This window comes from Actinomadura gamaensis (genome assembly GCF_042652125.1).
GTDB classification, from domain to species: domain Bacteria; phylum Actinomycetota; class Actinomycetes; order Streptosporangiales; family Streptosporangiaceae; genus Spirillospora; species Spirillospora gamaensis.
In genome coordinates this window covers 61,188-84,002 of the sequence record NZ_JBHSIT010000013.1, presented here as the reverse complement: position 1 = coordinate 84,002, position 22,815 = coordinate 61,188, and the positions used below count along the sequence as shown (strand labels likewise).

The window sequence follows — 22,815 nt, the reverse complement described above, 5'->3', positions numbered from 1 at the left end:
CGACCCCCAAAGCGCGCCCCCGCACGCGCAACCGCGCGACCGTAACGCGCGCCCCCGCGCGGGGCGACGCCCAAGGCGCGACCGCGCGGGGACGATCGCGGTGCGAGCGACCGTGTTCAGTGCCGTCGCGTGGCCGAGCGAGCATTACAACCGCGCGACGACCGTAACCAGTTGCGACCGCACCACCGACCGCGCGAGACGACCCCCAAAGCGCGCCCCCGCACGCGCAACCGCGCGACCGTAACGCGCGCCCCCGCGCGGGGCGACGCCCAAGGCGCGACCGCGCGGGGGCGATCGCGGTGCGGGCGACCGTGGTCAGTGCCGTCGCACGCCCGAGCGAGCATTGCAGGCGGGCGACGGCACTGACCAGTGCGAGGGCGTTACCGACCGGGCGGGAGGACGCCGAAGGCGAGGTCCCGTGCGGGTGATTGCGGGGGTGCGCTTGCGGGTGGAGCGGGCGCCGGGCTCGCCTTTGGGCGGGCCCGGCGGCGCGAACTTACAGAGTCGAGAGGGCCTTGCGGTACTCGTCCAGGTCGCGGGCGTCGGGGATGGCGTTGACGACCGTCCAGCGGACGACGCCCTCCTTGTCGATGACGAAGGTGCCGCGGGTCGCGATGCCGCGGTCCTCGTCGAAGACGCCGTAGGAGCGGGCGACCCCGCCGTGCGGCCAGAAGTCCGAGAGGATCGGGAACTCGTAGCCCTCCTTCTCGGCCCAGGCGCGCTGGGCGAAGGTCGAGTCGACCGAGACCGCGACGACCTGCGTCTCGCCGTCGCCGACGAGCGTCGGCAGCTCGTCCCGGATGGCGCACAGCTCGCCCGTGCACACGCCGCTGAAGGCGAGCGGGAAGAACACCAGCACGACGTTCTTCTCGCCTCGGAAGTCCGACAGCTTCACGGGCGTGCCGTGCTGGTCCTTCAGCTCGAAGTCCGGTGCGACGCCGCCTACCTCAACCGCCAATGCCTCTCCCGAGGATCGACCCGCCCGCGGGCGGGATGCGCTCGTCCCCGCGGTCGCGGGAACCCGTCGCGCCCAGTCTGCCACGGGCCCGCGCCGCCGCCGGCCCGAGGGGACCGGAGGCGGACACGGACTCCGCGCGACGGGACGCGCGCCGGCGGCGGCGCGGGTCGGCCCGGGTCAGCGGCCCTTCGGCGGGACGAGCTTGGTGCCCGACCACTCGGCGGCCGCCGAGACGCTCTTGGACTGCGTCATGCCGGCGGAGGAGGCGGCCTCGTCGATGTCGCTCGGCTCGACGTGCCCGTCCCGCCCCGCCTTGGGGGTGAGCAGCCACACGACGCCGCCGTCGGCCAGCGGGACCAGGGTGTCGGAGAGGGCGTCGAACAGCTCGCCGTCGTCCTCGCGCCACCACAGCAGGACGGCGTCGACGACGTCCTCGTAGTCCTCGTCGACGAGCTCGGTTCCCGTGACGGCCTCGATGCTCTCGCGGAGCTCCTCGTCGACGTCGTCGTCGTAACCGATCTCCTGCACCACCTGGTCCGGCTTGAATCCGAGCCGTTCGGCCAGGCTGCGCTCAGACTGCGCCTGACCAGCGGTCGCGCTCACGAAAGTCCTCCCATGGTCGGTAGTCCGCGCCGGACGGTCCGGGCCGCCCCCGTGGCGGTCCGTTCCCGCCCCGCGCGGGTTTTGCGGGACAGTCCACACAAGTGGAGGCCCCTCGCGCAAGTGTCTTCCCGGCATTTGGTGGCCTCATTGGCCGATTCGCGCCGGACGTCGTGACGGAACACCCACCGAGCGTAACAACCCACGCTCATCCCGCAAGGAAGGACAACCGTACCTGCCGGTCCGGGTTGTCCACATTGAGGTCGACGAGCGCCACCGACTGCCAGGTGCCCAGCTGGAGCCGTCCGCCCAGCACGGGCAGGGTCGCGTACGGCGGGATCATGGCGGGCATGACGTGCGACCGGCCGTGCCCGCGCGAGCCGTGGGCGTGCCGCCAGCGGTCGTCGGCGGGCAGCAGGTCCCCGAGGGCGGCCAGCAGGTCGTCGTCGCTGCCCGCGCCCAGTTCGATGATCGCCACGCCGGCCGTCGCGTGCGGGACGAACACGTGCAGCAGCCCGTCCCCGCCCTGTTCGGCGGCGAAACGCTCGCACTCGGGCGTGATGTCGCGCACCACTTCGGTGTTCCCTGTGGTCACCCGGACCACGGTGCTCTCCATATGTCCCTGTCTACCAGGAACGGCGCGCCTCCGGTTCCGCCGCACCCCGGCCGGACGTCCGACCGGGGTGCGGAACCGCCGCGCCCAGCGGGCGAACCGAGGCTCCCCAGCGAGCGAAACAAAGCCCGATCGCCGGACGCGACGCAGCTGGACCGCCGGACGCGACCGACCGGGCAGCCGGGCGCGACGGAATCGGGCCGCCGGACGCGACGGAGCCGGACCGCCGAGCCGGACGGAGCCCACCAGCGGGCGGGGCGGAGTGGGTCAGCGGGTGGTGCGGGGCTCGATGACCGCGTCCGGGCCGGGGAAGACCAGCGCGGTGCGGCCGTCGGCGAACCGGACGAGGTAGGGCGGCCCGCCGTCCCGGCCGCGCACCTCCACGATCTCTCCGGTGGTGTCGGCCAGGCCGACGATGTTGCCGTGCACGTGCAGACGGTCTCCGACCGATGCGTTCATCAGATCCTCCGGACTGGCACGGGGGCCGCGCGGGCTCGCGCGGACCGTCCGGTCGACGTCTCCCCTCCACCTTGATACGGGAGCGCGGGCTCCGCCAAGGGTTCGCGCACTCCGCATCGCGGCACATTCCGGCCGCGCCCGGACGGCCTTCCGGAACGCTCGGCGATCAGGGGCTAAAAAGGGTGGAAAAGGGCATTATCTGGGGGTTACCGGGGGCGCCGCGGCGGCCAGAATGATTACCAGCCGGTAGAGATGCGATGGTCCCGCCGAACGGCGACGATGGACCGGACAACCAGGGGCGACGGAGCGTCGACCACCCCGTCGTTCACCGACAGACGCCGAGCACAGAGGGGACCCCGTGGCTTCCGGACGCCAGCGTTTCTCGATCATCAGCGACGGCCTGCCGAGCCAGCTTCCGGACATCGACCCGGACGAGACCCGGGAGTGGCTGGAGTCGCTGGACACGGTCATCAAGACCGAGGGCCGGGGCAGGGCGCGGTACGTGATGCTCCGCCTGCTGGAGCGGGCGAGGGAGCAGCAGGTCGGGGTGCCCGGCCTGCGCAGCACCGACTTCATCAACTCCATCCCGCCCGAGCACGAACCCTGGTTCCCCGGGGACGAGCACATCGAGCGCCGGATCCGGGCGTACATCCGGTGGAATGCGGCGATCATGGTTTCCCGCGCCAACCGCCCCAATCTGGGAGTGGGCGGGCACATCGCCACCTATGCCTCGGCCGCTTCGCTCTACGAGGTCGGTTTCAACCACTTCTTCCGCGGCAAGGACCACGGCGAGTCGGGTGACCAGGTGTTCATCCAGGGGCACGCCGCGCCCGGCATCTACGCGCGCGCCTACCTCGAAGGGCGCCTCCCCCAGGACAAGCTCGACGGTTTCCGGCAGGAATTCAGTCACCCCGGCGGCGGCCTGTCGTCCTACCCCCACCCCCGCCTGATGCCCGACTTCTGGGAGTTCCCCACCGTCTCGATGGGGCTCACCGCGATCGACGCGGTCTACCAGGCCCGGTTCAACCGGTACCTCTACAACCGCAAGATCAAGGACACCTCCCGCTCGCACGTGTGGGCGTTCCTCGGCGACGGCGAGACCGGCGAGCCCGAGTCGCTCGGCGCGATCGGGCTGGCCGCCCGCGAGGAGCTGGACAACCTCACCTTCGTGATCAACTGCAACCTGCAGCAGCTCGACGGCCCGGTGCGCGGCAACGGCAAGATCATCCAGGAGCTGGAGTCGTTCTTCCGCGGCGCGGGCTGGAACGTCCTGAAGGTCATCTGGGGCCGCGACTGGGACCCGCTGCTCGCCCAGGACGTGGACGGCGTCCTGGTCAACAAGATGAACACCACCCCGGACGGCCAGTTCCAGACCTACACCGTCGAGTCCGGCGGCTACATCCGCGAGCACTTCTTCGGCGACGACCCGCGGCTCCGCAAGATGGTCGAGCACCTGTCGGACGACGACCTGCGCAAGCTGTCGCGCGGCGGGCACGACTACCGCAAGGTCTACGCGGCGTTCAAGGCGGCCCGCGAGCACGTCGGCCAGCCGACCGTGATCCTCGCGCACACCATCAAGGGCTGGACGCTCGGGCCGGACTTCGAGGCGCGCAACGCCACCCACCAGATGAAGAAGCTCACCAAGGCCGAGCTGAAGGAGTTCCGGGACCGGCTGTACCTGGAGATCCCCGACTCCGCCCTGGAGGGCGAGCTGCCGCCCTACTACCACCCGGGCGAGGACTCCGACGAGATCGAGTACATGCGCGAGCGGCGCGCCGCGCTCGGCGGGTTCCTGCCGCGCCGGGTCGTGCGCGCCAAGCCGCTGAAGCTGCCCGGCGACCCGGTGTACGCCGAGCTCAAGCGGGGTTCGGGCAAGCAGAACGTCGCGACCACGATGGCGTTCGTCCGGCTGCTGAAGGACCTGATCAAGGACGAGAACATCGGCGCCCGGTTCGTCCCGATCGCCCCGGACGAGTACCGGACGTTCGGCATGGACTCGCTGTTCCCGACGTCCAAGATCTACTCGCCGCACGGGCAGACCTACGAGGCCGTCGACCGCAAGCTGCTGCTCTCCTACAAGGAGTCCGAGCAAGGCCAGATGCTGCACGAGGGCATCAGCGAGGCGGGCTCCATGGCGTCCACCATCGCGGCCGGGACGTCGTACGCCACGCACGGCGAGGCCATGATCCCGGTCTACATCTTCTACTCGATGTTCGGGTTCCAGCGCACCGGCGACCAGGCGTGGGCGTTCGGCGACCAGATGGGCCGCGGCTTCCTGCTCGGCGCGACGGCCGGCCGCACCACGCTGACCGGCGAGGGCCTCCAGCACGCCGACGGCCACTCGCCGCTGCTCGCCGCGACCAACCCCGCCTGCGTCCACTACGACCCGTCCTGGGCCTTCGAGCTGGCGTACATCACGCAGGACGCGCTGCGCCGCATGTACGGATCGTCCGAGGAGCACCCGCACGGCGAGGACGTCTTCTACTACCTGACCGTCTACAACGAGCCCTACCAGCAACCCGCCGAGCCGTCCGACCTCGACGTCGCGGGGCTGCTCAAGGGGCTCTACCTGTACCGTCCGTCCGAGATGTCCGGGGACGCGCCGAAGGCCCAGATCCTCGCGTCGGGCGTCGCGGGCCGCTGGGCGCTGGAGGCGCAGCGCCAGCTCGCCGAGCAGTGGGGCGTCTCGGCGGACGTCTGGTCGGCGACCTCGTGGAACGAGCTGGCCCGCGAGGCCGCCGCGTGCGACGAGTGGAACATGCTGCACCCGGACGAGGAGCAGCGCGTCCCGTACGTGACGCAGCGGCTCGGCGAGGCGTCCGGACCGTCCGTCGCGGTGTCGGACTACATGCGCGCCGTCCCGGACCAGATCGCCCAGTGGGTGCCCGGCGACTTCACGTCCCTCGGCACCGACGGTTTCGGCTTCTCCGACACCCGCGCCGCCGCGCGCCGCGTGTTCCACGTGGACGCGGCGTCCATCGTCGTCGCGGTACTGACGCGGCTCGCGCGCGCGGGCGAGGTGAAGCACGAGGTGCTCCAGCGCGCGATCGAGCACTACCGCCTCAACGCGCCGGTGGACGAAGCGTTCGCAGGCGGCGTCCAGACCGCCGAGAGCAACACGGGCGGCGACGCCTGACCCTGGCGCTTGTCACGCGCACGAGCGAAGGCCCCGGGGCCGCGGAGGTGTAGGTCGCGGCCCCGGGGCCTTCTCATGCTTCGGCCGGACGGCCCGGCACGGCACGCCCGTCCGTCAGGACGCCGTGGCGAGGCGAGACGTCCACCGAAAGCCGGGACGCGCGTCAGCGGAACGCGGTTCAGCGGGACGCGCGTCAACGGGTGCGGGCCGCGTCAGCGGGTGCGGGCCGCGTCAGCGGGTGCGGGCCGCGTCAGCGGGTGCGGGCCGCGTCAGCGGGTGCGGGCCGGACGCGCGTCAGCGGGTGCGGGCCGGACGTGCGCTTCGGGCGGTCGCGCGGCGGGTCAGGCGGCGGGCGGGGAGAAGACGCCGAAGTGGTGGCCGGCGCTGTCCTGGAGCTGGGCGAAGGTCAGCCCGGCGTCGTTGGTCGTCGGCGGGACGATCACCTTGCCGCCCAGCGACTCGGCGCGGCCGACCGTCTCGGCGACATCCCGGACGACCACGTAGAAGATCGCGTAGTCCGGGAAGTGGCCGTCCGACTGCAGGATCCCGCCGGACGGCCGGTCCGCGCCCGGCGCGGTGACCTCGTGGTACTTCAGCGTGCCGTCCTCGTCGAGGTTGAACGTCCAGTCGAACAGCTCGCCGTAGAAGCGCCTGGTGTCGGCGACCTGCTCGGTTCCGATCTCGAACCACGCCACCGAGTTGTACGCGATGTCGGTCATGTCGTTGTCTCCCTCGCTCGTCCTTGCGTTGGAGCGAGGTTCGCGCGGGTCGGCGACAACCCCCTGTCGGTGTTTCCGGACGACTTCGCAGCGAGTTTCCCGACGGGTTGCCGGGCACGTCCTCAAGTGGAGTGCCGAGCAGGTCTCGGGTGGATGCCGAGCAGGTCTCAGGTGGAGTGCCGGGGTCAGGCGAGTTCGAGGGCCTTGGTGCGGATCTCCTTCGGCGGCTCGCCGAGCGAGTCCCACGACCGCTCGGGCGCGATCTCGTCCAGCGGGACGGCGCGCAGGACGCGGTCGAGCCGGAACACCCGGCACTCACCGCGCAACCGGCACCAAGCGAGCAGGTACCAGCCGCGTTCGGCGACGGTGAACGCCTGCGGCTCGACCTCCCGCTGGGTCTCGCTGCCGTGCCGGTCCACGTAGGTGATGCGGACGACCCGCCGCGCGAGCATCGCCTCCTCCAGCACCGCGTCCCGCGCCGGGCGCGCGGCTTCCTCGCCGTCCTTGGGAACGTGGAAGCGGATCCGGGACGCCAGGTTGCGCGCGGCGTCGTTGTCCGCCGCCGGCATCACCGAAAGGATCTTGTTCAGCGCCGTCCGGGCGGCCTGGGCGTAGAGGGTGTCGCCCGCCTGGCCGAGGCAGATCGCGAGCGCGACGGCCTCGCTGGCGGTGAAGTTCACCGGCGGCAGCGTCCGCTCCTTGTCCAGCGTGTAGCCGCCGCCGCGGCCGACGTCGGCGTAGATCGGCACCCCGGCCTGCTGCAACGCGCCGAGGTCGCGCTCGATCGTCCGGACGCTCACTTCGTAGAGCGCCGCCAGCTCGCGGGCGCTGCGACGCCGCGGCGCGCTCGCCCGCAGCTCCTCCACCAGCGCGTACAACCGGTCTGTGCGGTTCACCCCGCCGACCGTACGCCGCCCCTCCGACATTTCCGCTCGCGCTGGCCACCACCACTCGCGAACGTCCTGTACGAGCGTCCAAAAGAGGCCACTCCCCTGCGGACAACCCGAAACGCCCGTGGCGAACTCACGTGTCCACGCGTCGGAAGGCGCGAGCCGCTCACCGCTTTTCGTGGGCTCAGGCCAGCAGCTCAGCGTTTCTCATGGCTCTGGTCCGACAGCTCACCGCTTTGGTGGATTCAAGTCGGCAGCTCGGCGCCTCTCGTGGCGTCAGGCCGGCAGCTCAGCTTTCCGGGGATCTAGGAGAGCGGGTCGGCGGGTCAGCGCTTCTCGTGGGTCCAGGCCAGCAGGTCGTCGGCCGGGAGGGTGTTGACGACGCGGTCGGCCTGGATGCCGCAGCGGGCGGCGCGGTCGCAGCCGTTGGGCTGCCAGTCGAGCTGGCCCGGCGCGTGGGCGTCGGAGTCGATCGAGAAGCGGCAGCCCGCCTCGACGGCCAGGCGGAGCAGGCGCTTGGGCGGGTCGAGGCGCTCCGGACGGGAGTTGATCTCGACGGCGACGTCGTAGGCGGCGCAGGCGTCGAAGACGAGCCGGGCGTCGAACTCGGACTCGGGGCGCAGGCCGCCGCGGCGTCCGCCCGCCTTGACGATCCGTCCGGTGGCGTGGCCCAGCACGTTGACGTGCGGGTTCGCGACGGCCTTGACCATCCGCTCGGTCATCGGGACGCGCTCCATGCGCAGCTTGGAGTGCACGCTCGCGACCACGACGTCCAGGCGTTCGAGCAGGTCCGGGTCCTGGTCGAGGGAGCCGTCGGAAAGGATGTCCACTTCGATGCCGGTGAGGACGCGGAACGGCGCGAGCTCGGCGTTCAGCTCGGCGACCACGTCGAGCTGGCGGCGCAGCCGGTCCGCCGAGAGGCCGTTGGCGACGGTCAGCCGGGGCGAGTGGTCGGTGAGCGCGAGGTACTCGTGGCCGATCGAGATCGCGGCCTCGGCCATCTCGCGGATCGGCGAACCGCCGTCCGACCAGTCCGAATGCGAGTGCAGGTCACCCTTGAGCGCGGCGCGCAGCCGGGCCGCCGCCTCGTCCACCGGCTCGCCCTCGGTCGCTTCCAGCCGGCGCAGGTAGACGGGCGTCTCACCGCGCAGCGCCTCGGTGATGGCGAGCGCCGTCACCTTGCCGATGCCGGGCAGCTCGCCGAGGGTCCCCTGCTCGGCGCGGGCGGCGAGCTCGTCCGGCGGGAGGCCGGCCACGAGGTCGGCGGCCTTGCGGAAGGCGCGCACGCGGAACGTCGGCTCCTGCGCGCGTTCCAGCAGGAAGGCGATCCGCCGCAAGGCCTCAGCAGGCTCCATACCCTGCAATCTAGCCCGTGGGTATGCCCCTGAACCCCCGGCCCCGGCCGCGGTCGTCCGGCGTGGTGATCACGAGGGCGCGGGCGTAGGACCACGGTATGACGCGACGTCGGGACCACGGTGGCATCCGGGTGCGGGTCCGGCTTCTCTAACCTGGGGGTGTGAGCGGCGAAGAGCGGCACGGAGGCACGGGCGTCGGGGCGACCGTCCGGCTGCTCACGCGCCCGCTGGCCGCCGCGCTGTGGCGGGGCCGCGCCGAGCCCGGCGTCCCGGATCCGCCCTGGCCGTTCGTCCTGCGCTGGACGCGGTTCATCGGCATCGGGCGGCTGCCGTTCGGCATCGTCGCGCAGGGGTTCGACCTGCTCGTCGCCGTGATCCTGCTGTTCAGCGGCATCCCGGCGCTGTCGGAGCGGTTCGCCGACCGTCCTTCCTACCCCTACGTCGCGACGCCGCAGCCGACGCCGTCGCCGACGTTCGTGGTCGTGGCCCTGGCGGTCTGCCTCGCCGCGCCTCTCGCACTGCGCCGCAGGCATCCGCTGGGAGCCTGGCGACTGGCCGCCTCCGGACTGCTGCTCTCCGCCGTCCTCGTGCCCACGAACGACCGGTTCGTCCCGTCCGGTGTGATCGCGATGCTGTTCGTCGTCTACACGGTGGCGGTGCGGTGCTCGCGCGAGACCACGGTCGGCGTGGCGCTGGTGACCGTCCTCGGGTCGGCCCTGCTGCAGCCGCGCACGGCCGCCGGGGCGGCCGTGCTGGTCGCGGTGCCGCTGCTCGTGGGCTTCCTCGTGCGCCTGCGACGGACGTCCCGGCGCGAGTTGGAGCAGCAGGAGCGCCGCCACCGGGACGCCGAGGCCGTCCTGCTGGAGCGGCAGCGCATCGCGCGCGAGCTGCACGACGTGGTCGCCCACCACATGTCGATGATCGCGATCCAGGCCGAGGCGGCGCCGTACAAGACTCCGGACGTCCCCGACGAGACGCGCGCCGACCTCGCCGAGATCCGCGCGACCGCGCTCGACGCGCTGCGGGAGATGCGCCGCATCCTGGGCGTCCTGCGCCAGGAGGACGGCGCGGTCACCGCGCCGCAGCCGAGCCTCGACGGCCTGGACGAGCTGCTCGCGGGCGCGCGCGGCACCGGGCTGGAGGTCATCTCCAAGGTCGTCGGCGACATCTCCGGCCTGCCGCCCGGCGTGGGGCTGACCGCGTACCGGATCGTCCAGGAGGCGCTCAGCAACGCGATGCGCCACGCGCCCGGCTCGACGGTCGGGGTGGAGATCGCCCGCGGGGGCGGGATACTACGGCTGAGCGTCGTCAACGGCCCGGCCGCGCCCGGCCACTCCCCCACGCCGTCCCCGCCGGGCGCGGGCCACGGACTGGTCGGCATGCGCGAACGGGTGGCGATGCTCGGCGGCGAACTGTCCGCCACGCCCGTCCCCGAGGGAGGATTCGCCGTGCTCGCCACCCTGCCCGAGACCGCGCCACCGGACGAAGCGCCATCGAGCCAAGCGCCACCAGGCCCAGCGCCATCGGGCGAAGCCCCGCCGCGCCCTGCCGTCGGCCCGCGCGACGAACGACCCGGCCTCGGCTCGGGCCGGCGCGAGGACCGGTCGGGCGGCGCGGCGGCCAAGGGCCCGGCGGCCCCAGGTTCAGCGGCGACAAGTTCGGCGGCCACGGGTCCGGCCGGCACGGGTCCGGCCGGCACCGGTTCGGCCGGCACCGGTTCGGCCGGCACCGGTTCGGCCGGTACGGGTTCGGCCAGTACGGGTTCGGGCGGCACCGGTTCGGCGGCCACGGGTCCGGCTGCCCAGGGGGCGACCGCCCGCGGGGCGGCGGGCGATGACGCGCCGTCCGGAGGCGCGCGGTCGGGGTCCTCCGCGTCATGACGATCCGCGTGATGATCGCCGACGACCAGGGCATGGTGCGGACCGGCTTCGGCGTGCTCCTCAACGCCCAGCCCGACATCGAGGTCGTCGGCGAGGCCGACAACGGGGAGCGGGCCCTGGAGGTGGCCGGCTCCCTGCATCCGGACGTGGTGCTGATGGACGTCCGCATGCCCGTGATGGACGGCCTGGAGGCCACCCGGCGGCTGCTCGCGGACGGTCCCGACGGCGTGCCGAAGGTGCTCATGCTGACCACCTTCGACCTCGACGACTACGTCTACGAGGCGCTGCGCGCGGGCGCGTCGGGCTTCCTGCTGAAGGACGCCTCGGCGACCGAGCTGGCCGAGGCCGTCCGGGTGGTCGCGGCGGGCGACGCGCTGCTGTCCCCGTCCATCACCAAGCGGCTGATCTCGGAGTTCGCCCGCCTCGGCGCGCCGCGCGGGCCGTCCCGCGAGCGGCTGGACGAACTGACCGAGCGCGAGACCGAGGTGCTGGTCCTGGTCGCGCGCGGCCTCTCCAACGCCGAGATCGCCGCCGAGCTGGTGGTCGCCGAGCAGACCGTGAAGACCCACTTCGGCCGCATCCTCGCCAAGCTGGGCCTCCGCGACCGTGCCCAGGCCATCGTCTACGCCTACGAGGTAGGCCTGGTCCGCCCCGGCGAGTAACGCCCTCCCCCGTCCGTCCTCTTTCGTCTGCTCGAAGGCGCGCCGCTCGCCGTCTTCCGGCCGTCCGTGTCGTGTAGGCGGCGTAGTACTGCGGTGGTACGTGAGAAGACCGCACCGCCGGTTGATCCCCGTTACAAGGTCCGGTTCCTAACTTTCTGATCAGTGGCGAGAACTCACTGACCAGGAAGGATGTCCGGGAATGCGGATCGTTGGACGCCGGGAGGCCGCGGCCCTCGCCGTGCTGGCCGTGGCCGGTTCGACCGTGGCCGCCGGGCGCGTGCCCGATCCGTACGGCGCGCCCGGGCCGTTGCCGAGCCTGTCGGCGGCGACGCTGTCCGCGCGGTACGCGGCCGTCGACGGCCAGATCCGGGCCGCCCGCACCATCGCCGAGCGCACGCACGACGGGGGCCGTGCGCGGGCGCTGACGGCGTTCCTGGCGTCCGGCCGCCGCTTCCTGTCCTTCGACGCCCGCGGGACGGGCCGGGCCGTCGAGGTCGTCGGAGACCTGGCGCGCGCCGACCGGGTCGCGGTCATCGTCCCCGGCGCGGACGGGCGGCTGACCAACTTCGACTCCTGGAAGTGGGCGGGCGGCGGGGCGCGGTCCGTCGCCGGCCAGGCCCGGCGCGAGGCGCCCGGCACCCGGCTCGCGGTGATCGCCTGGCTCGGCTACGCCTCTCCTCCGACGCTCAGCACCACCGTCCTGACCGACGACCGCGCCCGCACGGCCGCCGCCTCACTGCGCGGCCTGGTCGGGGACGTGCACCGCCTCAACGCCCGCGCCGGCATCGCCCTGCTCTGCCACAGCTACGGCTCGGTCGTCTGCGGCCGGGCGGGCAAGGCCGGGCCGCTGCCCGTGGACGAGGTCGCGCTGTTCGGCAGCCCCGGCACCACCGCGACCTCCGCCCGGCAGATCTTCCCGTCGGCGCAGGTGTGGGCGGGGCGGTCGTCCGGCGACTGGATGCAGATCGTCCCGCACGTCCGGCTGTTCGGTGTCGGGTTCGGCCGCGATCCGCTGGCCGCCTCGTTCGGGGCGCGCCGGTTCGCCGCCGGCGGCGGCCAGCACAGCGCCTACCTCAAGCCCGGTTCGACCCCGCTGGCCAACCTCACGCGTATCGCACTGCACAAGGAGGCCGAGGTGACCCATGGCTGAGCAACCCGCGCTGCCGGCCTGGCACGCCGAGCACTACCGCCGCATGGCCGAACGCAGACCCGGCCTGGTCACGATCATCGAGGCGACCACCCCCGACCACCGCGACCGCGCCGTGGACGCCCTGCGCGCCCTGGCCATCGTGGGCGTCGTCCTCGGCCACTGGCTGGTCACCGGGCTGGTCGACACCGGCGGCGTCCTGCGCGCCGCCAGTCCCCTCACGTCAATGCCCGCCCTGACCCCGATCAGCTGGGTGCTCCAGACCCTCGCGATCTTCTTCCTGGTCGGCGGCTACACGGCGGCCCGCGGCCACCGCCCTCGCGGGCACCGCGCTCGCGGGCATCGCGCTCGCGGGCATCGCGCTCTCCACGACGCTCCCCATGGCGGGGATCAGGAGGACGGCGGTCGGCGGAGCGACGGTTACCGTGCCTGGCTGGGGCGTCGCGCCGCCCGGCTGCTGGTCCCGGTGCCGATCCTGCTGGCGCTGTGGGCCGCGGCCGTCCCGTTGCTGATCGTCGCGGGATACCCCGTGGGGACGATCTGGTCCCTGGTCCAGCTCGTCCTTGATCCGCTCTGGTTCCTGCTGGTCTATCTCGGCCTCACCGCCCTCACGCCCGTCGTGGCCGGGGCCGTCCGGCGCTACGGCGCGTGGGCGGCGGCGATCCCGGTCGCGATCACGGCCCTGGTGGATCTGGCCCGCTTCGTCCTGGGCGCCCCGGGCTGGATCGCCTGGATCACCGTGGCGTCCGCGTGGCTCGTCCCGTTCACCCTGGGCGCGGCCTGGGCGCAAGGCTCGTTCACCGCCCGCCCCCACCGCCCCCGGCTTGTCCCCACGGCCCCGGCGAGAGCCGAAAGGCCGATCGCCCGCATGGCCCCCGCCGCCGGCCCATGGGCCCTGCTCCTCGGCGGAGGGACGGCGACGGCCGCCCTGATCTGGTTCGCCGGGTACCCGGCGAGCATGGTGGGAGTGCCGGGACAGGCGGTCTCGAACCTCTCACCCCCGACGCTGGCGGCGGTGACGTTCGGGATGGCGCAGTGCGGCGCGGCACTGCTGCTTCGCGGGCCGCTCACGAGCCTCATGCGGCGTCCGATGCTCTGGGCTGGTGTCGCCATGGTGAACCTGTCGGCCATGACCATCTTTCTTTGGCACCAATCGGCGATGCTGGGCGTTTCAGCACTCGTGACCAGGATCACGGATACAGTGCCAGGACTGCTCGACCCGCCCGACCATGCCGGCTGGATCCTCCACCGGCTGGTCTGGATCCCGGTGTTCGCGGCGGTCCTGGCGGGCCTGTGGTCCCTGGCGCACCGATTCGAGCGGCGGATCCGATCCCAACCCGCGGGCTCTTCCGTACATCTCACCAAGAGACCGGACGACCCGGACGAGACCGTTGGAACACGCAGGACGACCACCGGATGCGCCGAGTACTGAGCGGCGTCGGGTAGAAAAGGACGCCATGCCGCAGTCTTCCGAGACGCCGCAGTTCTCCAGTGAGCAGTCCGCCGGCGAAACGCCGGCCGAACGGCCGCACCGGCGCAGGCACCCGCTGCGCCGGCTGGCCGCCTGCGCCGTACTGGCGAGCGGCGTGCTGTTCACCACCGCCGGGACGGGTCACGCCGACCCCTACGCCAAGCCGGGTCCCGTTCCCATGCTCTCGCCGACCACGCTCACCGCCCGCTACGCGGCCGAGCGCGTGACGATCGAGAAGGCCCTGAAGACCGCCAAAGACGTGGGCGACACCGACCGCGCCCGCGCGCTCACCGCCTTCCTGCGCCCCGACCGGCACTTCCTCTCCGTCGACCCGCGCGGCCGCGGCCAGGCCGTCGAGGTCGTCGGCGACCTCGCGCACGCCCGCCGCGTCGCGGTCCTCGTCCCCGGCGCCGACTCCACCATCGCGGGCTTCGACACCCGCGCCGGACGCCCCTGGGCGTCCCCCGGCGGCGGCGCTCGCGCCGTCTACGACGAGGCCCGCCGCCTCGCCCCCGCCAGCGACCTCGCGGTCGTGGCCTGGCTCGGCTACGCCGCCCCCAAGACCTTCAGCAGCGACGTCCTCACCGATACCCGCGCCGAGCGCGGCGCGGTCGAGCTGCGCCGCTTCCTCGTCGGCATGCACCGGGCCAACCCGTCCGCCGAGGTCGGCCTGCTCTGCCACAGCTACGGCTCGGTCGTCTGCGGTCGCGCCGCCATGGAGGGCTACGGTCCCGGCGGCCCCGCCTGGCAGAAGGTGTCCGACATCGCCCTGTTCGGCAGCCCCGGCACCACCGCCTGGACCGCCGGCGGCCTCGGCACGACCGCGCGCGTCTGGGCCGGACGCGGCGCCACCGACTGGATGGAGGACGTCCCCCACGTCCGCATCTTCGGCCTGGGCCTCGGCCCCGACCCGGTCTCCCGCAGCTTCGGCGCCCGCGTCTTCCAGGCGGGCCGCTCCGGCCACAGCGACTACCTGGCCCCCGGCTCCCCGTCCCTGCGCAACCTCACCTACATCGCCCTGGGCCGCCCCGCCAACGTCACTCGCGCCTGACCCGCCCTTCCGTCCGAACCTTCCCGACCGAACTCCGCCCTGCCGCCCATTCGTCAGGCTCCCCGGAAGGGCCCCGTCAAAGTCCCGGCAGAGCTGCCCGGCAAGGCTCCCCGGGCAAGGCCCCGGCAGCCCTCCTCAGCAAGGTCCCCAGCAGGCTCGGCAAGACTCCCTGGGCAAGGCCCCGGCAGCCCTCCTCAGCGAGGTCCCCAGCAAAGCCCGGCAGGGCTCCTGGGCAGGGGCCCGGCAGGACCCCCGGTAAGGCTTCGGCAAGGGCGCCTGCCCGGCAAGGCAGTCTCGCCAGGCGCTTCCGGCTTCTCCACGTCGATGGCTTGCGCGCTCCGCACCATCGTTCCTGGCCAGGACGCGGCTGGGGCAGCGCCCCGAGGTGCCGGGCCGTCCCAGATCGTCTTCGGAAGCCGGGCGCGTCGCGGCGGCGCTGTCCGACTCCTGCCTCCGACTCCCGGACGTCCACGTGCGAGACCTGTCACCCGGGCGTGAGCGAGGAGTCACCAGGACGGAAGGCCATCGTCCGGAGGGCAGAGGTCAAGGGGGCGTGGGAGCACTGTGACGCCGGGGGCCGGGGGCTCGGATCGGGGCAGATGGGTGGATCCGGACGGCGTGTCGGTGACGGATTTGAGGCAAGGTCGTGGACACGGGGTTTTTCGTCGGTGACTTCTGCGCGGAGGCCCCGTCCGGAATAGCGGCGGAGGATGCGGAAGGAGCTTCTCGTGCGGATCGACGTCAACGGTGCCGAGCTCTACGTCGAGACCTTCGGCGACCCGGACGACCCGCCGATGCTGCTGATCGGCGTCACCGTGCTGACGTGGCCGGACGAGCTGTGCAAGGCGCTGACCGGCCGTTACGTGGTCCGCTACGACCTGCGGGACGCGGGCCGGTCGACGTTCGCCGATCCCGAGGCGCCGCAATACGACCTGCGCGACCTGGCCACCGACGCGGCGGAGCTGCTGACGTCCCTGAACCTGGGGCCCGCGCACGTGGCCGGGCTCGGCGTCGGAGGCTTCATCGCGCAGCTACTCGCCCTGGACCATTCCGACCAGGTCGCGTCGCTGACGCTGGTCTCCACCCGCCCGGTCGCGCCGGGGCCGGTCGATCCCGACCTGCCCGACCACGACCCGGACGTGATGGGGAAGCTCTTCGGCCGTCCGCAGCCCGACTGGACCGACCGGGACGCCGTCGTCGACTACATGACCGAGGGCGCGAAGCTGCTGGCGGGCTCGCGCGGGTTCGACGAGGCGGACGTCCGCGCGACCGCCGGGCGGATCTTCGATCGCGCGGAGCCGACGCCGAAAGCCCAGGCCGCCAGCCATCTCGGCATCATGTTCGCCGCGATCGACTGCGCGCCGCGCTGGCGCGAGCGGCTCCGCGAGATCGCGGTGCCGACCCTGGTCGTCCACGGTGACGAGGACCCGTTCTTCCCGCACGGCAACGCCGTGGCGCTCGCCGAGGAGATCCCCGGAGCCTCGCTGCTCACGCTGCGCGGCGTCGGCCAAGGCCTGCCGCGGGTGACCTGGCCGACCGTGACGGACGCCCTCCTCCGCCACACGTCCTGACGTTCTCCCGCAGCTCAGCGGCCTCCTCGCAGCCTGCGGCAGCCCCGTCCCGGAAAGACGTCCTTACTGGCGAGTACTGGGTTACCGGGGAGTTCACTTGAGGGTGACGGGGCGATTCATCACGTTCGAGATGGCACTCTTGACGTGTGGACAGCAGCAGCGACGCGGCGCTCCGCGAGCAGACGACCAAGCGCCTGGAGAAGGCGATGGGGACGTTCGGCACCGCGGCCCTCGCCAGCATGGAGGAGCAGCTTCCCTGGTTCCGGCGGATGCCCGCCGACCAGCGGTCCTGGATCGGGCTGGTCGCGCAGGCCGGGATCGCCGCGTTCGTCGAGTGGTTCGGAAGCGGCGAGACCGCCAAGCCGGCCATCGCCGCGGAGGTCTTCGGGACCGCGCCGCGGGAGCTGATGCGCTCGATCAAGCTGCGGCACACCATCGACATGGTCCGCGTGATCATCGACGTGGTGGAGACCCGGCTGGAGGAGCTGGCCGCCCCCGGCGGCGAGGGGCAGCTCCGCGTCGCCATCCTCCGCTACACGCGGGACGTCGCGTTCGGCGCCGCCCAGGTGTACGCGCAGGCCGCCGAGACGCGCGCCGCGTGGGACGCCCGGCTTGAGGCCCTCGTCGTCAACGCCGTCCTGCGCGGCGAGGTGGACGACGGCATGCACTCCTGGGCCGCCGCGCTCGGCTGGACGGCCAAGCCCGTCACCGTGATCGCGGGCTTCACCCCGGAGGACGAGGAGCCCGAGGTCACCATCGACCAGATGCAGCTGGCCGCGCGCCGCGCCCGGGTGGACGCGCTCGCCGGCGTCCAGGGCACCCGGGTCGTCGTGATCATCGGCGGCACCGAGGACGCGGTCGGCGCGGCCCGGCACATCGCCGCCAAGTGCGGCCCCGGTCCGGTCGTGGTCGGCCCGACCGTCGGCGATCTGTACGATTCGCCGGTCTCCGCCCGGTCGGCCCTCGCGGGCCTGCGCGCCGCCGCCGGATGGCCCGACGCGCCCCGCCCCGTCCAGTCGGACGAGCTGCTCGCCGAACGCGCCCTCGACGGCGACGAGGTCGCCCGCCGCCATCTGGTCGACCACGTCTACGACCCCATGTGCGACGCGGGCGCGCCGCTCCTCGACACCCTCACCACCTACCTGGAGCAAGGGTCCTCCCTCGAAGCGACCGCCCGCCTCCTGTTCGTCCACCCCAACACCGTCCGCTACCGCCTCCGCCGCGTCACCGAACTGACCGGCCTGGCCCCCACCGACGGCCGCAACGCCTTCACCCTCCGCATCGCCCTGGCCTTGGGTCGCTTCTCCCGCCGCCCCACCCGCTCCTAACCCCGCCCACCACACGCCTCTTTGCGCAGCTCACCGCGCGTGCGGGCTCCCTTTTGGTGCGGGCCGTCCACGCGTACCCCGCGCTCACATGACGGCCAGGGCGCGGCTCACCGCTGGCCAGGCAGGGCTACGGGCAGGGCGGGCGCGAGCAGTCGCACCCTGCGCGGCCCGGCGAAGCGCACTCCGCGACGGCGCTGTTTGCGTTCCCATTGGGCCAAGCGCGGGGGCTCCCACGTCGTTCACTGGACGGCTCCTGCTGGGACGGCGCATTCCGCAGGGTCGGCGGCGAGCTGGTTTCGGAAAGAGTCGGTCGGGCTGCCACCGGCATCTATCTAGGTGGTGACTGTCTGCTGCTGTGGAAAGCGCATGGGTGAGATGTGGCTTGCCTCGGCGCTGCGTTTCGAGGCTTTCGTCCATCGGGCTGGGATGAGGCGGCCGGCCGTCCACGGGGGGGGGGGGGAGGTCGGGACCTGACGGCTTGCGGCCCGGCTTGCGGCCTGGCTTGCGGACTTGTCGGTGCGGCGGGGGTTCGGCCTCGTGCTCGCGGCCGTCGGGGTGGGGACCTGGACGGGAAGGGGGCGGGGTGTCCGGTATGGGGGTTGTAGGGGTCGTACAAAGCGTCGCGACCAAAGTTCGTCTGCTTCCGCATCGGCAGGAAGGTGGCGCACCCGGCACGCTGGATCGCGTGATTCTCCTCGCATCGCCCGGGCAGGGCGCCCAGACCCCCGGTTTTCTTCAGCCGTGGCTGGAGGTGCCCGGCGTCGCGGACCGGCTGGCCTGGTGGTCGGCTGTCACCGGGCTGGACCTGGTGCGGTACGGGACGACCGCCGACGCCGAGGAGATCCGTGACACCGCCGTGGCGCAGCCGCTGCTGGTGGCCGCCGCGCTGGCCGCCTACGAGCAGCTCTACCCGGGAGGCGGACGTCCGGACGCCGTCGCCGGGCACAGCGTGGGCGAGCTGGCCGCCGCCGCGATCTCCGGCGTGCTGAGCCCCGAGACCGCCCTCGTGCTCGTCCGCGAGCGCGGCCGGGCCATGGCCGAGGCCGCCGCCGTCACCGAGACCGGCATGACCGCGCTGCTCGGCGGCGACCCCGACGAGGTGCTGCAGGTGCTGGAGAAGCACGGCCTGACCCCCGCGAACGTCAACGGCGCGGGCCAGGTGGTCGCCGCCGGGACGACGGCGCAGCTCCAGGCCCTCGCGGACGAGCCGCCCGCCAAGGCACGCCTGCGTCCGCTCGCGGTCGCCGGCGCGTTCCACACCGAGCACATGGCGCCCGCCGTCGAGACCCTCGCCAGGCTGGCCCCCGGCGCGGACGTCCATGACCCGCGGAGCACGCTGCTGTCCAACCGGGACGGCGCGGTCGTGACGTCCGGACGCGAGTACCTCGACCGGCTGGTCGCGCAGGTCAGCGCGCCGGTCCGGTGGGACGCGTGCATGGCCGCGATGCGCGAGCTGGGCGTCACCGCGATCATCGAGCTGCCGCCCGCGGGCACGCTGACCGGGCTCGCCAAGCGCGAGCTCAAGGGCGTCGAGCTGCTCGCCCTGAAGACCCCGGAGGACCTCGGCAAGGCGCGCGAGCTGATCGAGGCGCACACGTCATGACCGGCGTCACGCTGCGAGCCGAGCCGGTTCGCCCGGGTGCCCGGGTGCTCGGGTTCGGCGACCACCAGCCTGCCAGGATCGTCACCAATGACGATCTCGCGGCCGTCATGGACACCAACGACGAGTGGATCCGCAGCCGGGTCGGCATCGTCGAGCGCCGGATCGCCGGGGACGACGAGACGATCGTCGACATGGCCGTCCAGGCGGGCGGCAAGGCGCTCGCCGCGAGCGGGCTCGCGCCGTCCGAGATCGACCTGGTGATCGTCGCGACCTGCTCGGCCGAGTCGCCGATGCCGAGCCACGCGCCGTCCGTCGCGCACCGGCTCGGCATCGAGGCGCCGGGCGCCTACGACCTGAACTCCGCCTGCTCCGGCTTCTGCTACGCGCTCGCCGCCGCCGACGCCGCCGTCCGCACGGGTTCCGCGCGGAACGTGCTGGTCATCGGCGCGGAGAAGATGTCGCAGTGGATCGACTGGACGGACCGCTCGACCGCGATCATCTTCGCGGACGGCGCGGGCGCGGCCGTCGTCGGGCCGTCCGAAACCCCGGGCATCGGCCCGGTCGTGTGGGGCAGCGACGGCAGCCAGCCGGACCGGATCCACATCGAGAACCGCAAGGCGTACATCCAGCAGGACGGCCAGGCGGTGTTCCGCTGGGCGACCACGGCCGTCGCGCCGACCGCGCTCGCCGCGATCGAGCGGGCCGGGCTCGTCCCGGACGACCTCGCCGCGATCGTCCCGCACCAGGCGAACCTGCGCATCATCGACCTCATCGCGCGCCGGATCAAGGCGACGAACGCGGTGGTCGCCGACGACATCACCCGGTCCGGCAACACTTCGGGGGCCTCGATCCCGCTGGCCCTCGCGCACATGATCGAACGCGGCGACGTGCCGTCCGGTGCCCCGGCCCTGCTGGTCGGGTTCGGCGCGGGACTGTCCTACGCTGCCCAAGTCATCCAGATCCCGTAGCCACGCGTTCTGGACAACCCAAAAAGGAGACACCGACACCATGGCAGACGCCACCGAGCAGGAGATCCTGGACGGCCTCGCCGAGATCATCGACGAGATCGTCGGGATCGACAAGTCCGAGGTGACCCCGGAGAAGAACTTCATCGACGATCTCGACATCGACTCCCTGTCGATGGTAGAGATCGCGGTGGCCGCCCAGGACAAGTTCGGCGTCGAGATCCCCGACGACGAGCTGCGCAACCTGAAGACCGTTCAGGACGTCATCAACTTCGTCCAGAAGCTCAAGGTCTGACCCGTCCGCCGGGCGACCAGCCGTCCCGCTCCGGGACGACCGGCTCGGCCCAGTCCGCGAGGCGATCCGGTCGCCTCGCGGGTGGGCCGATCAGTCGTCCCCGCGGTGGCGGTCCGCCGTCGCCGCACGGCCGCGGCGCGCCGGCACCCCGGACGGACCGAACGGTTCCGTCGGCGCGTCGTAGCCGCCCCCCAGTTATGCGAGGAGCACTCACACCATGAGCAACAAGACCACCGTCGTCGTGACCGGCCTCGGTGCCACGACCCCGCTCGGCGGCGACGTGCCGTCGACCTGGTCGGCGCTGCTCGCCGGTCGGTCCGGGGTGCGGAAGCTTGACTGGGAGGGCGTCGAGGAGCTGCCCGTGCGGTTCGCCGCGCAGCTCGCCGTCGACCCGTCCGAGGTCATGCCGAAGCAGGCGCTGCGGCGACTCGACCGCTGCCAGGCCATCGCGCTGATCGCGGCGCGGGAGGCCTGGCTGCACGCGGGCCTGAAGCCACGCACGAAGAAGGGCTACGAGGCGGACGCCGAGGGCTTCGAGATGGACGGCGACCGTCTGGGCGTCGTCGTCTCGACCGGCATCGGCGGCCTGCACACGGCCCTCGGCAGCTACGACGTCTACCGCGAGAAGGGCTGGACGCGCGTCTCGCCGTTCACCGTCCCGATGCTGATGCCGAACGGCGCGTCCGGGCACGTCGGCATCGAGTACGGCGCGACCGCGGGCTCGCACGCCCTGGTCAGCGCCTGCGCCTCGTCCGCCGAGGCGGTCGGCTACGCCATCGACATGATCCGCACGGGCCGCGCCGACATGGTGATCTGCGGCGGCACCGAGGCGTGCATCCACCCGCTGCAAATGGCCTCCTTCGGCGTGATGCGGGCGATGTCCACACGAAACGACGAGCCCGAGCGCGCGTCGCGTCCCTACGACAAGAACCGCGACGGCTTCGTCCTCGGCGAGGGCGCGGCCGTGATGATCCTCGAATCGGAGGAGCACGCCCGCAAGCGCGGCGCGACGATCCACGCGATCGCCGCCGGCTGCGGCTACTCCGGCGACGCCTACGACATCGTCCTGCCCGACCCGAGCGGGTCCGGCCAGGCGAAGGCGATGCGCCGCGCGCTCGACAACGCGGACCTGAAGCCCGAGGACATCGTGCACGTCAACGCGCACGCCACGTCCACGCCGTCCGGGGACGTGGCCGAGCTGAACTCCATCAAGGTGGCGCTCGGCGAGGCGGCCAAGAACATCACCGTCACCGGCACCAAGTCGATGACCGGCCACATGCTCGGCGGCGCGGGCGCCCTGGAGTCGGTGATCACCGTCCTGACCCTGCGCGACGGCCTCGTGCCGCCCACCGCCAACCTCGAGGACATCGACGACGAGGTCGACCTGGACATCGTCCACGGCGAGCCCCGCAAGCTCGCCGACGGCCCCGCCGCGGCCCTCAACAACTCCTTCGGTTTCGGCGGCCACAACGTCTCGGTCGCCTTCAAGCGCGCCCTCTGACGGCCGCGCCCGGCACCAGCCGGCTACGCCCGCCCCGGCCGCGAAGCGGGGGCGGGCGTTCTGCGTGCGACCTTCGCAGACACAATCCCCCCTTCCGCTGACGAGACGGCCCCTGCCTGCTCCGACTCAGCCGTCCTGGACATGCCGGGCAACGAGCGCGGCATGCGAAAGCGGCTTCGAAAGGTCGGCGACGTCCCCGTTGGTCGTGTAGTCGAGCAGGACGACACTCCGGCGCTCACTGAGCTCGCGCAGCTCGGCCACCAGCTCCCCGACGCGGTTCTCGAGCACCCACTGATATGTGGGCAGGTAGACCAGGCGCCTGGCCTCCTCGTAGCCGAGAAGGCGCCCGTCGAGCCGATGCCCCAGCGGCGGCCCGAGCTTCCGGACCGTCCGCTTGATCCCCCTCATCGTCGTGACGTCCAGCTTGCGAAAGTCCTCCTCTTCGGTCGCGAACACCTTCAACGCCTGCCAGACACCTTCGACGGACTGCGACGTCCGCTTCGGATGCCCCGGCACGGGAATCCCGCCATGCGGATAGAACGGGCTGAGCCGGACTTACGGCTCCTCCCCGCGCGAGGTCACGTCGAGGATCACCGCGTCCGGAAAATTCC

Annotated in this window: 19 protein-coding genes and 1 pseudogene; 12 read left to right on the top strand and 8 right to left on the bottom strand. The window is 72.6% G+C overall.

Annotation, left to right across the window (positions count from 1 at the left end; genetic code table 11):
- Window positions 1-496: 496 nt before the first annotated feature.
- The 4 genes from ACFPCY_RS35660 to ACFPCY_RS35645 form a co-directional block, all read right to left on the bottom strand.
- Entirely contained in the window at window positions 497-958 is a 462-nt protein-coding gene (locus tag ACFPCY_RS35660; protein ID WP_378262843.1) for a peroxiredoxin, read from the bottom strand.
- A 177-nt stretch (window positions 959-1,135) separates the two neighbouring features.
- A complete protein-coding gene (locus ACFPCY_RS35655) occupies window positions 1,136-1,561 on the bottom strand; it encodes a DUF3052 domain-containing protein (protein ID WP_378262841.1) in 426 nt (141 codons plus the stop codon).
- Between the two features lie 205 nt (window positions 1,562-1,766).
- Window positions 1,767-2,174 carry a YjbQ family protein gene (locus ACFPCY_RS35650; RefSeq protein ID WP_378262839.1) on the bottom strand — a complete coding sequence of 136 codons (408 nt, stop codon included), beginning with the start codon at window positions 2,172-2,174 and terminating at the stop codon, window positions 1,767-1,769.
- 264 nt (window positions 2,175-2,438) lie between these two features.
- Window positions 2,439-2,630, bottom strand: a complete 192-nt coding sequence (locus ACFPCY_RS35645) for a DUF1918 domain-containing protein (RefSeq protein ID WP_378262837.1) — start codon at window positions 2,628-2,630, stop codon at window positions 2,439-2,441.
- A 358-nt stretch (window positions 2,631-2,988) separates the two neighbouring features.
- Between ACFPCY_RS35645 and aceE the strand changes: the two genes are divergently transcribed.
- Window positions 2,989-5,766, top strand: a complete 2,778-nt coding sequence (aceE, locus tag ACFPCY_RS35640; RefSeq protein WP_378262835.1) for a pyruvate dehydrogenase (acetyl-transferring), homodimeric type — start codon at window positions 2,989-2,991, stop codon at window positions 5,764-5,766.
- Window positions 5,767-6,107: 341 nt separating this feature from the next.
- On the opposite strand, the gene ACFPCY_RS35635 is transcribed toward aceE, so the two are convergent.
- The 3 genes from ACFPCY_RS35635 to ACFPCY_RS35625 form a co-directional block, all read right to left on the bottom strand.
- Complete coding sequence (locus ACFPCY_RS35635) at window positions 6,108-6,485, bottom strand: VOC family protein (RefSeq protein WP_378262833.1); 378 nt, start codon at window positions 6,483-6,485, stop codon at window positions 6,108-6,110.
- Between the two features lie 185 nt (window positions 6,486-6,670).
- Window positions 6,671-7,381 carry a helix-turn-helix transcriptional regulator gene (locus tag ACFPCY_RS35630; protein WP_378262831.1) on the bottom strand — a complete coding sequence of 237 codons (711 nt, stop codon included), beginning with the start codon at window positions 7,379-7,381 and terminating at the stop codon, window positions 6,671-6,673.
- Window positions 7,382-7,701: 320 nt separating this feature from the next.
- Window positions 7,702-8,730 carry a PHP domain-containing protein gene (locus tag ACFPCY_RS35625; protein WP_378262829.1) on the bottom strand — a complete coding sequence of 343 codons (1,029 nt, stop codon included), beginning with the start codon at window positions 8,728-8,730 and terminating at the stop codon, window positions 7,702-7,704.
- Between the two features lie 161 nt (window positions 8,731-8,891).
- Here ACFPCY_RS35625 and ACFPCY_RS35620 point away from each other — a divergent pair, with 161 nt between their 5' ends.
- The 11 genes from ACFPCY_RS35620 to fabF all read left to right on the top strand — a co-directional run bounded on the left by ACFPCY_RS35620 (window position 8,892) and on the right by fabF (window position 22,204).
- Window positions 8,892-10,610, top strand: coding sequence for a sensor histidine kinase (locus ACFPCY_RS35620; protein WP_378262827.1), 1,719 nt, complete (start codon window positions 8,892-8,894; stop codon window positions 10,608-10,610).
- Entirely contained in the window at window positions 10,607-11,272 is a 666-nt protein-coding gene (locus tag ACFPCY_RS35615) for a response regulator (protein WP_378262824.1), read from the top strand. Before ACFPCY_RS35620 ends, ACFPCY_RS35615 begins: the two co-directional genes overlap by 4 nt.
- A 199-nt stretch (window positions 11,273-11,471) precedes the next feature.
- On the top strand, window positions 11,472-12,422 hold the full coding sequence (locus ACFPCY_RS35610) for an alpha/beta hydrolase (RefSeq protein WP_378262823.1): 951 nt from the start codon (window positions 11,472-11,474) through the stop codon (window positions 12,420-12,422).
- Window positions 12,415-13,851, top strand: coding sequence for an acyltransferase family protein (locus tag ACFPCY_RS35605; RefSeq protein WP_378262821.1), 1,437 nt, complete (start codon window positions 12,415-12,417; stop codon window positions 13,849-13,851). Before ACFPCY_RS35610 ends, ACFPCY_RS35605 begins: the two co-directional genes overlap by 8 nt.
- Window positions 13,852-13,876: 25 nt before the next feature.
- On the top strand, window positions 13,877-14,941 hold the full coding sequence (locus ACFPCY_RS35600) for an alpha/beta hydrolase (protein ID WP_378262819.1): 1,065 nt from the start codon (window positions 13,877-13,879) through the stop codon (window positions 14,939-14,941).
- A 728-nt stretch (window positions 14,942-15,669) separates the two neighbouring features.
- Window positions 15,670-16,512, top strand: coding sequence for an alpha/beta fold hydrolase (locus ACFPCY_RS35595; RefSeq protein WP_378262817.1), 843 nt, complete (start codon window positions 15,670-15,672; stop codon window positions 16,510-16,512).
- Between the two features lie 206 nt (window positions 16,513-16,718).
- Window positions 16,719-17,840 (top strand): PucR family transcriptional regulator, encoded by a 1,122-nt coding sequence (locus ACFPCY_RS35590; protein WP_378263154.1) that lies wholly within the window; start codon window positions 16,719-16,721, stop codon window positions 17,838-17,840.
- 685 nt (window positions 17,841-18,525) lie between these two features.
- A complete protein-coding gene (locus ACFPCY_RS35585) occupies window positions 18,526-19,443 on the top strand; it encodes an ACP S-malonyltransferase (RefSeq protein ID WP_378262815.1) in 918 nt (305 codons plus the stop codon).
- Window positions 19,440-20,411: a beta-ketoacyl-ACP synthase III gene (locus ACFPCY_RS35580; RefSeq protein WP_378262813.1), complete on the top strand. Its 972-nt coding sequence runs from the start codon at window positions 19,440-19,442 to the stop codon at window positions 20,409-20,411. Before ACFPCY_RS35585 ends, ACFPCY_RS35580 begins: the two co-directional genes overlap by 4 nt.
- Window positions 20,412-20,451: 40 nt before the next feature.
- Complete coding sequence (locus tag ACFPCY_RS35575) at window positions 20,452-20,703, top strand: acyl carrier protein (RefSeq protein ID WP_253872206.1); 252 nt, start codon at window positions 20,452-20,454, stop codon at window positions 20,701-20,703.
- Between the two features lie 217 nt (window positions 20,704-20,920).
- Window positions 20,921-22,204, top strand: coding sequence for a beta-ketoacyl-ACP synthase II (gene fabF / locus ACFPCY_RS35570; protein ID WP_378262812.1), 1,284 nt, complete (start codon window positions 20,921-20,923; stop codon window positions 22,202-22,204).
- A 126-nt stretch (window positions 22,205-22,330) separates the two neighbouring features.
- Here fabF and ACFPCY_RS35565 read toward each other — a convergent pair.
- Window positions 22,331-22,747: pseudogene (locus ACFPCY_RS35565) on the bottom strand (DUF6939 family protein); the annotation flags it as partial.
- Window positions 22,748-22,815 lie beyond the last annotated feature (68 nt).

Excerpts from the sequence above, each read along its gene's own strand:
- fabF (WP_378262812.1), top strand. The coding sequence starts at position 20,921 with ATGAGCAACAAGACCACCGTCGTCGTGACCGGCCTCGGTGCCACGACC.
- ACFPCY_RS35625 (WP_378262829.1), bottom strand. The coding sequence starts at position 8,730 with ATGGAGCCTGCTGAGGCCTTGCGGCGGATCGCCTTCCTGCTGGAACGC.
- ACFPCY_RS35610 (WP_378262823.1), top strand. The coding sequence starts at position 11,472 with ATGCGGATCGTTGGACGCCGGGAGGCCGCGGCCCTCGCCGTGCTGGCC.
- ACFPCY_RS35645 (WP_378262837.1), bottom strand. The coding sequence starts at position 2,630 with ATGAACGCATCGGTCGGAGACCGTCTGCACGTGCACGGCAACATCGTC.
- ACFPCY_RS35575 (WP_253872206.1), top strand. The coding sequence starts at position 20,452 with ATGGCAGACGCCACCGAGCAGGAGATCCTGGACGGCCTCGCCGAGATC.
- ACFPCY_RS35635 (WP_378262833.1), bottom strand. The coding sequence starts at position 6,485 with ATGACCGACATCGCGTACAACTCGGTGGCGTGGTTCGAGATCGGAACC.
- ACFPCY_RS35650 (WP_378262839.1), bottom strand. The coding sequence starts at position 2,174 with ATGGAGAGCACCGTGGTCCGGGTGACCACAGGGAACACCGAAGTGGTG.
- ACFPCY_RS35580 (WP_378262813.1), top strand. The coding sequence starts at position 19,440 with ATGACCGGCGTCACGCTGCGAGCCGAGCCGGTTCGCCCGGGTGCCCGG.
- ACFPCY_RS35605 (WP_378262821.1), top strand. The coding sequence starts at position 12,415 with ATGGCTGAGCAACCCGCGCTGCCGGCCTGGCACGCCGAGCACTACCGC.
- ACFPCY_RS35590 (WP_378263154.1), top strand. The coding sequence starts at position 16,719 with ATGGGGACGTTCGGCACCGCGGCCCTCGCCAGCATGGAGGAGCAGCTT.
- ACFPCY_RS35615 (WP_378262824.1), top strand. The coding sequence starts at position 10,607 with ATGACGATCCGCGTGATGATCGCCGACGACCAGGGCATGGTGCGGACC.
- ACFPCY_RS35600 (WP_378262819.1), top strand. The coding sequence starts at position 13,877 with ATGCCGCAGTCTTCCGAGACGCCGCAGTTCTCCAGTGAGCAGTCCGCC.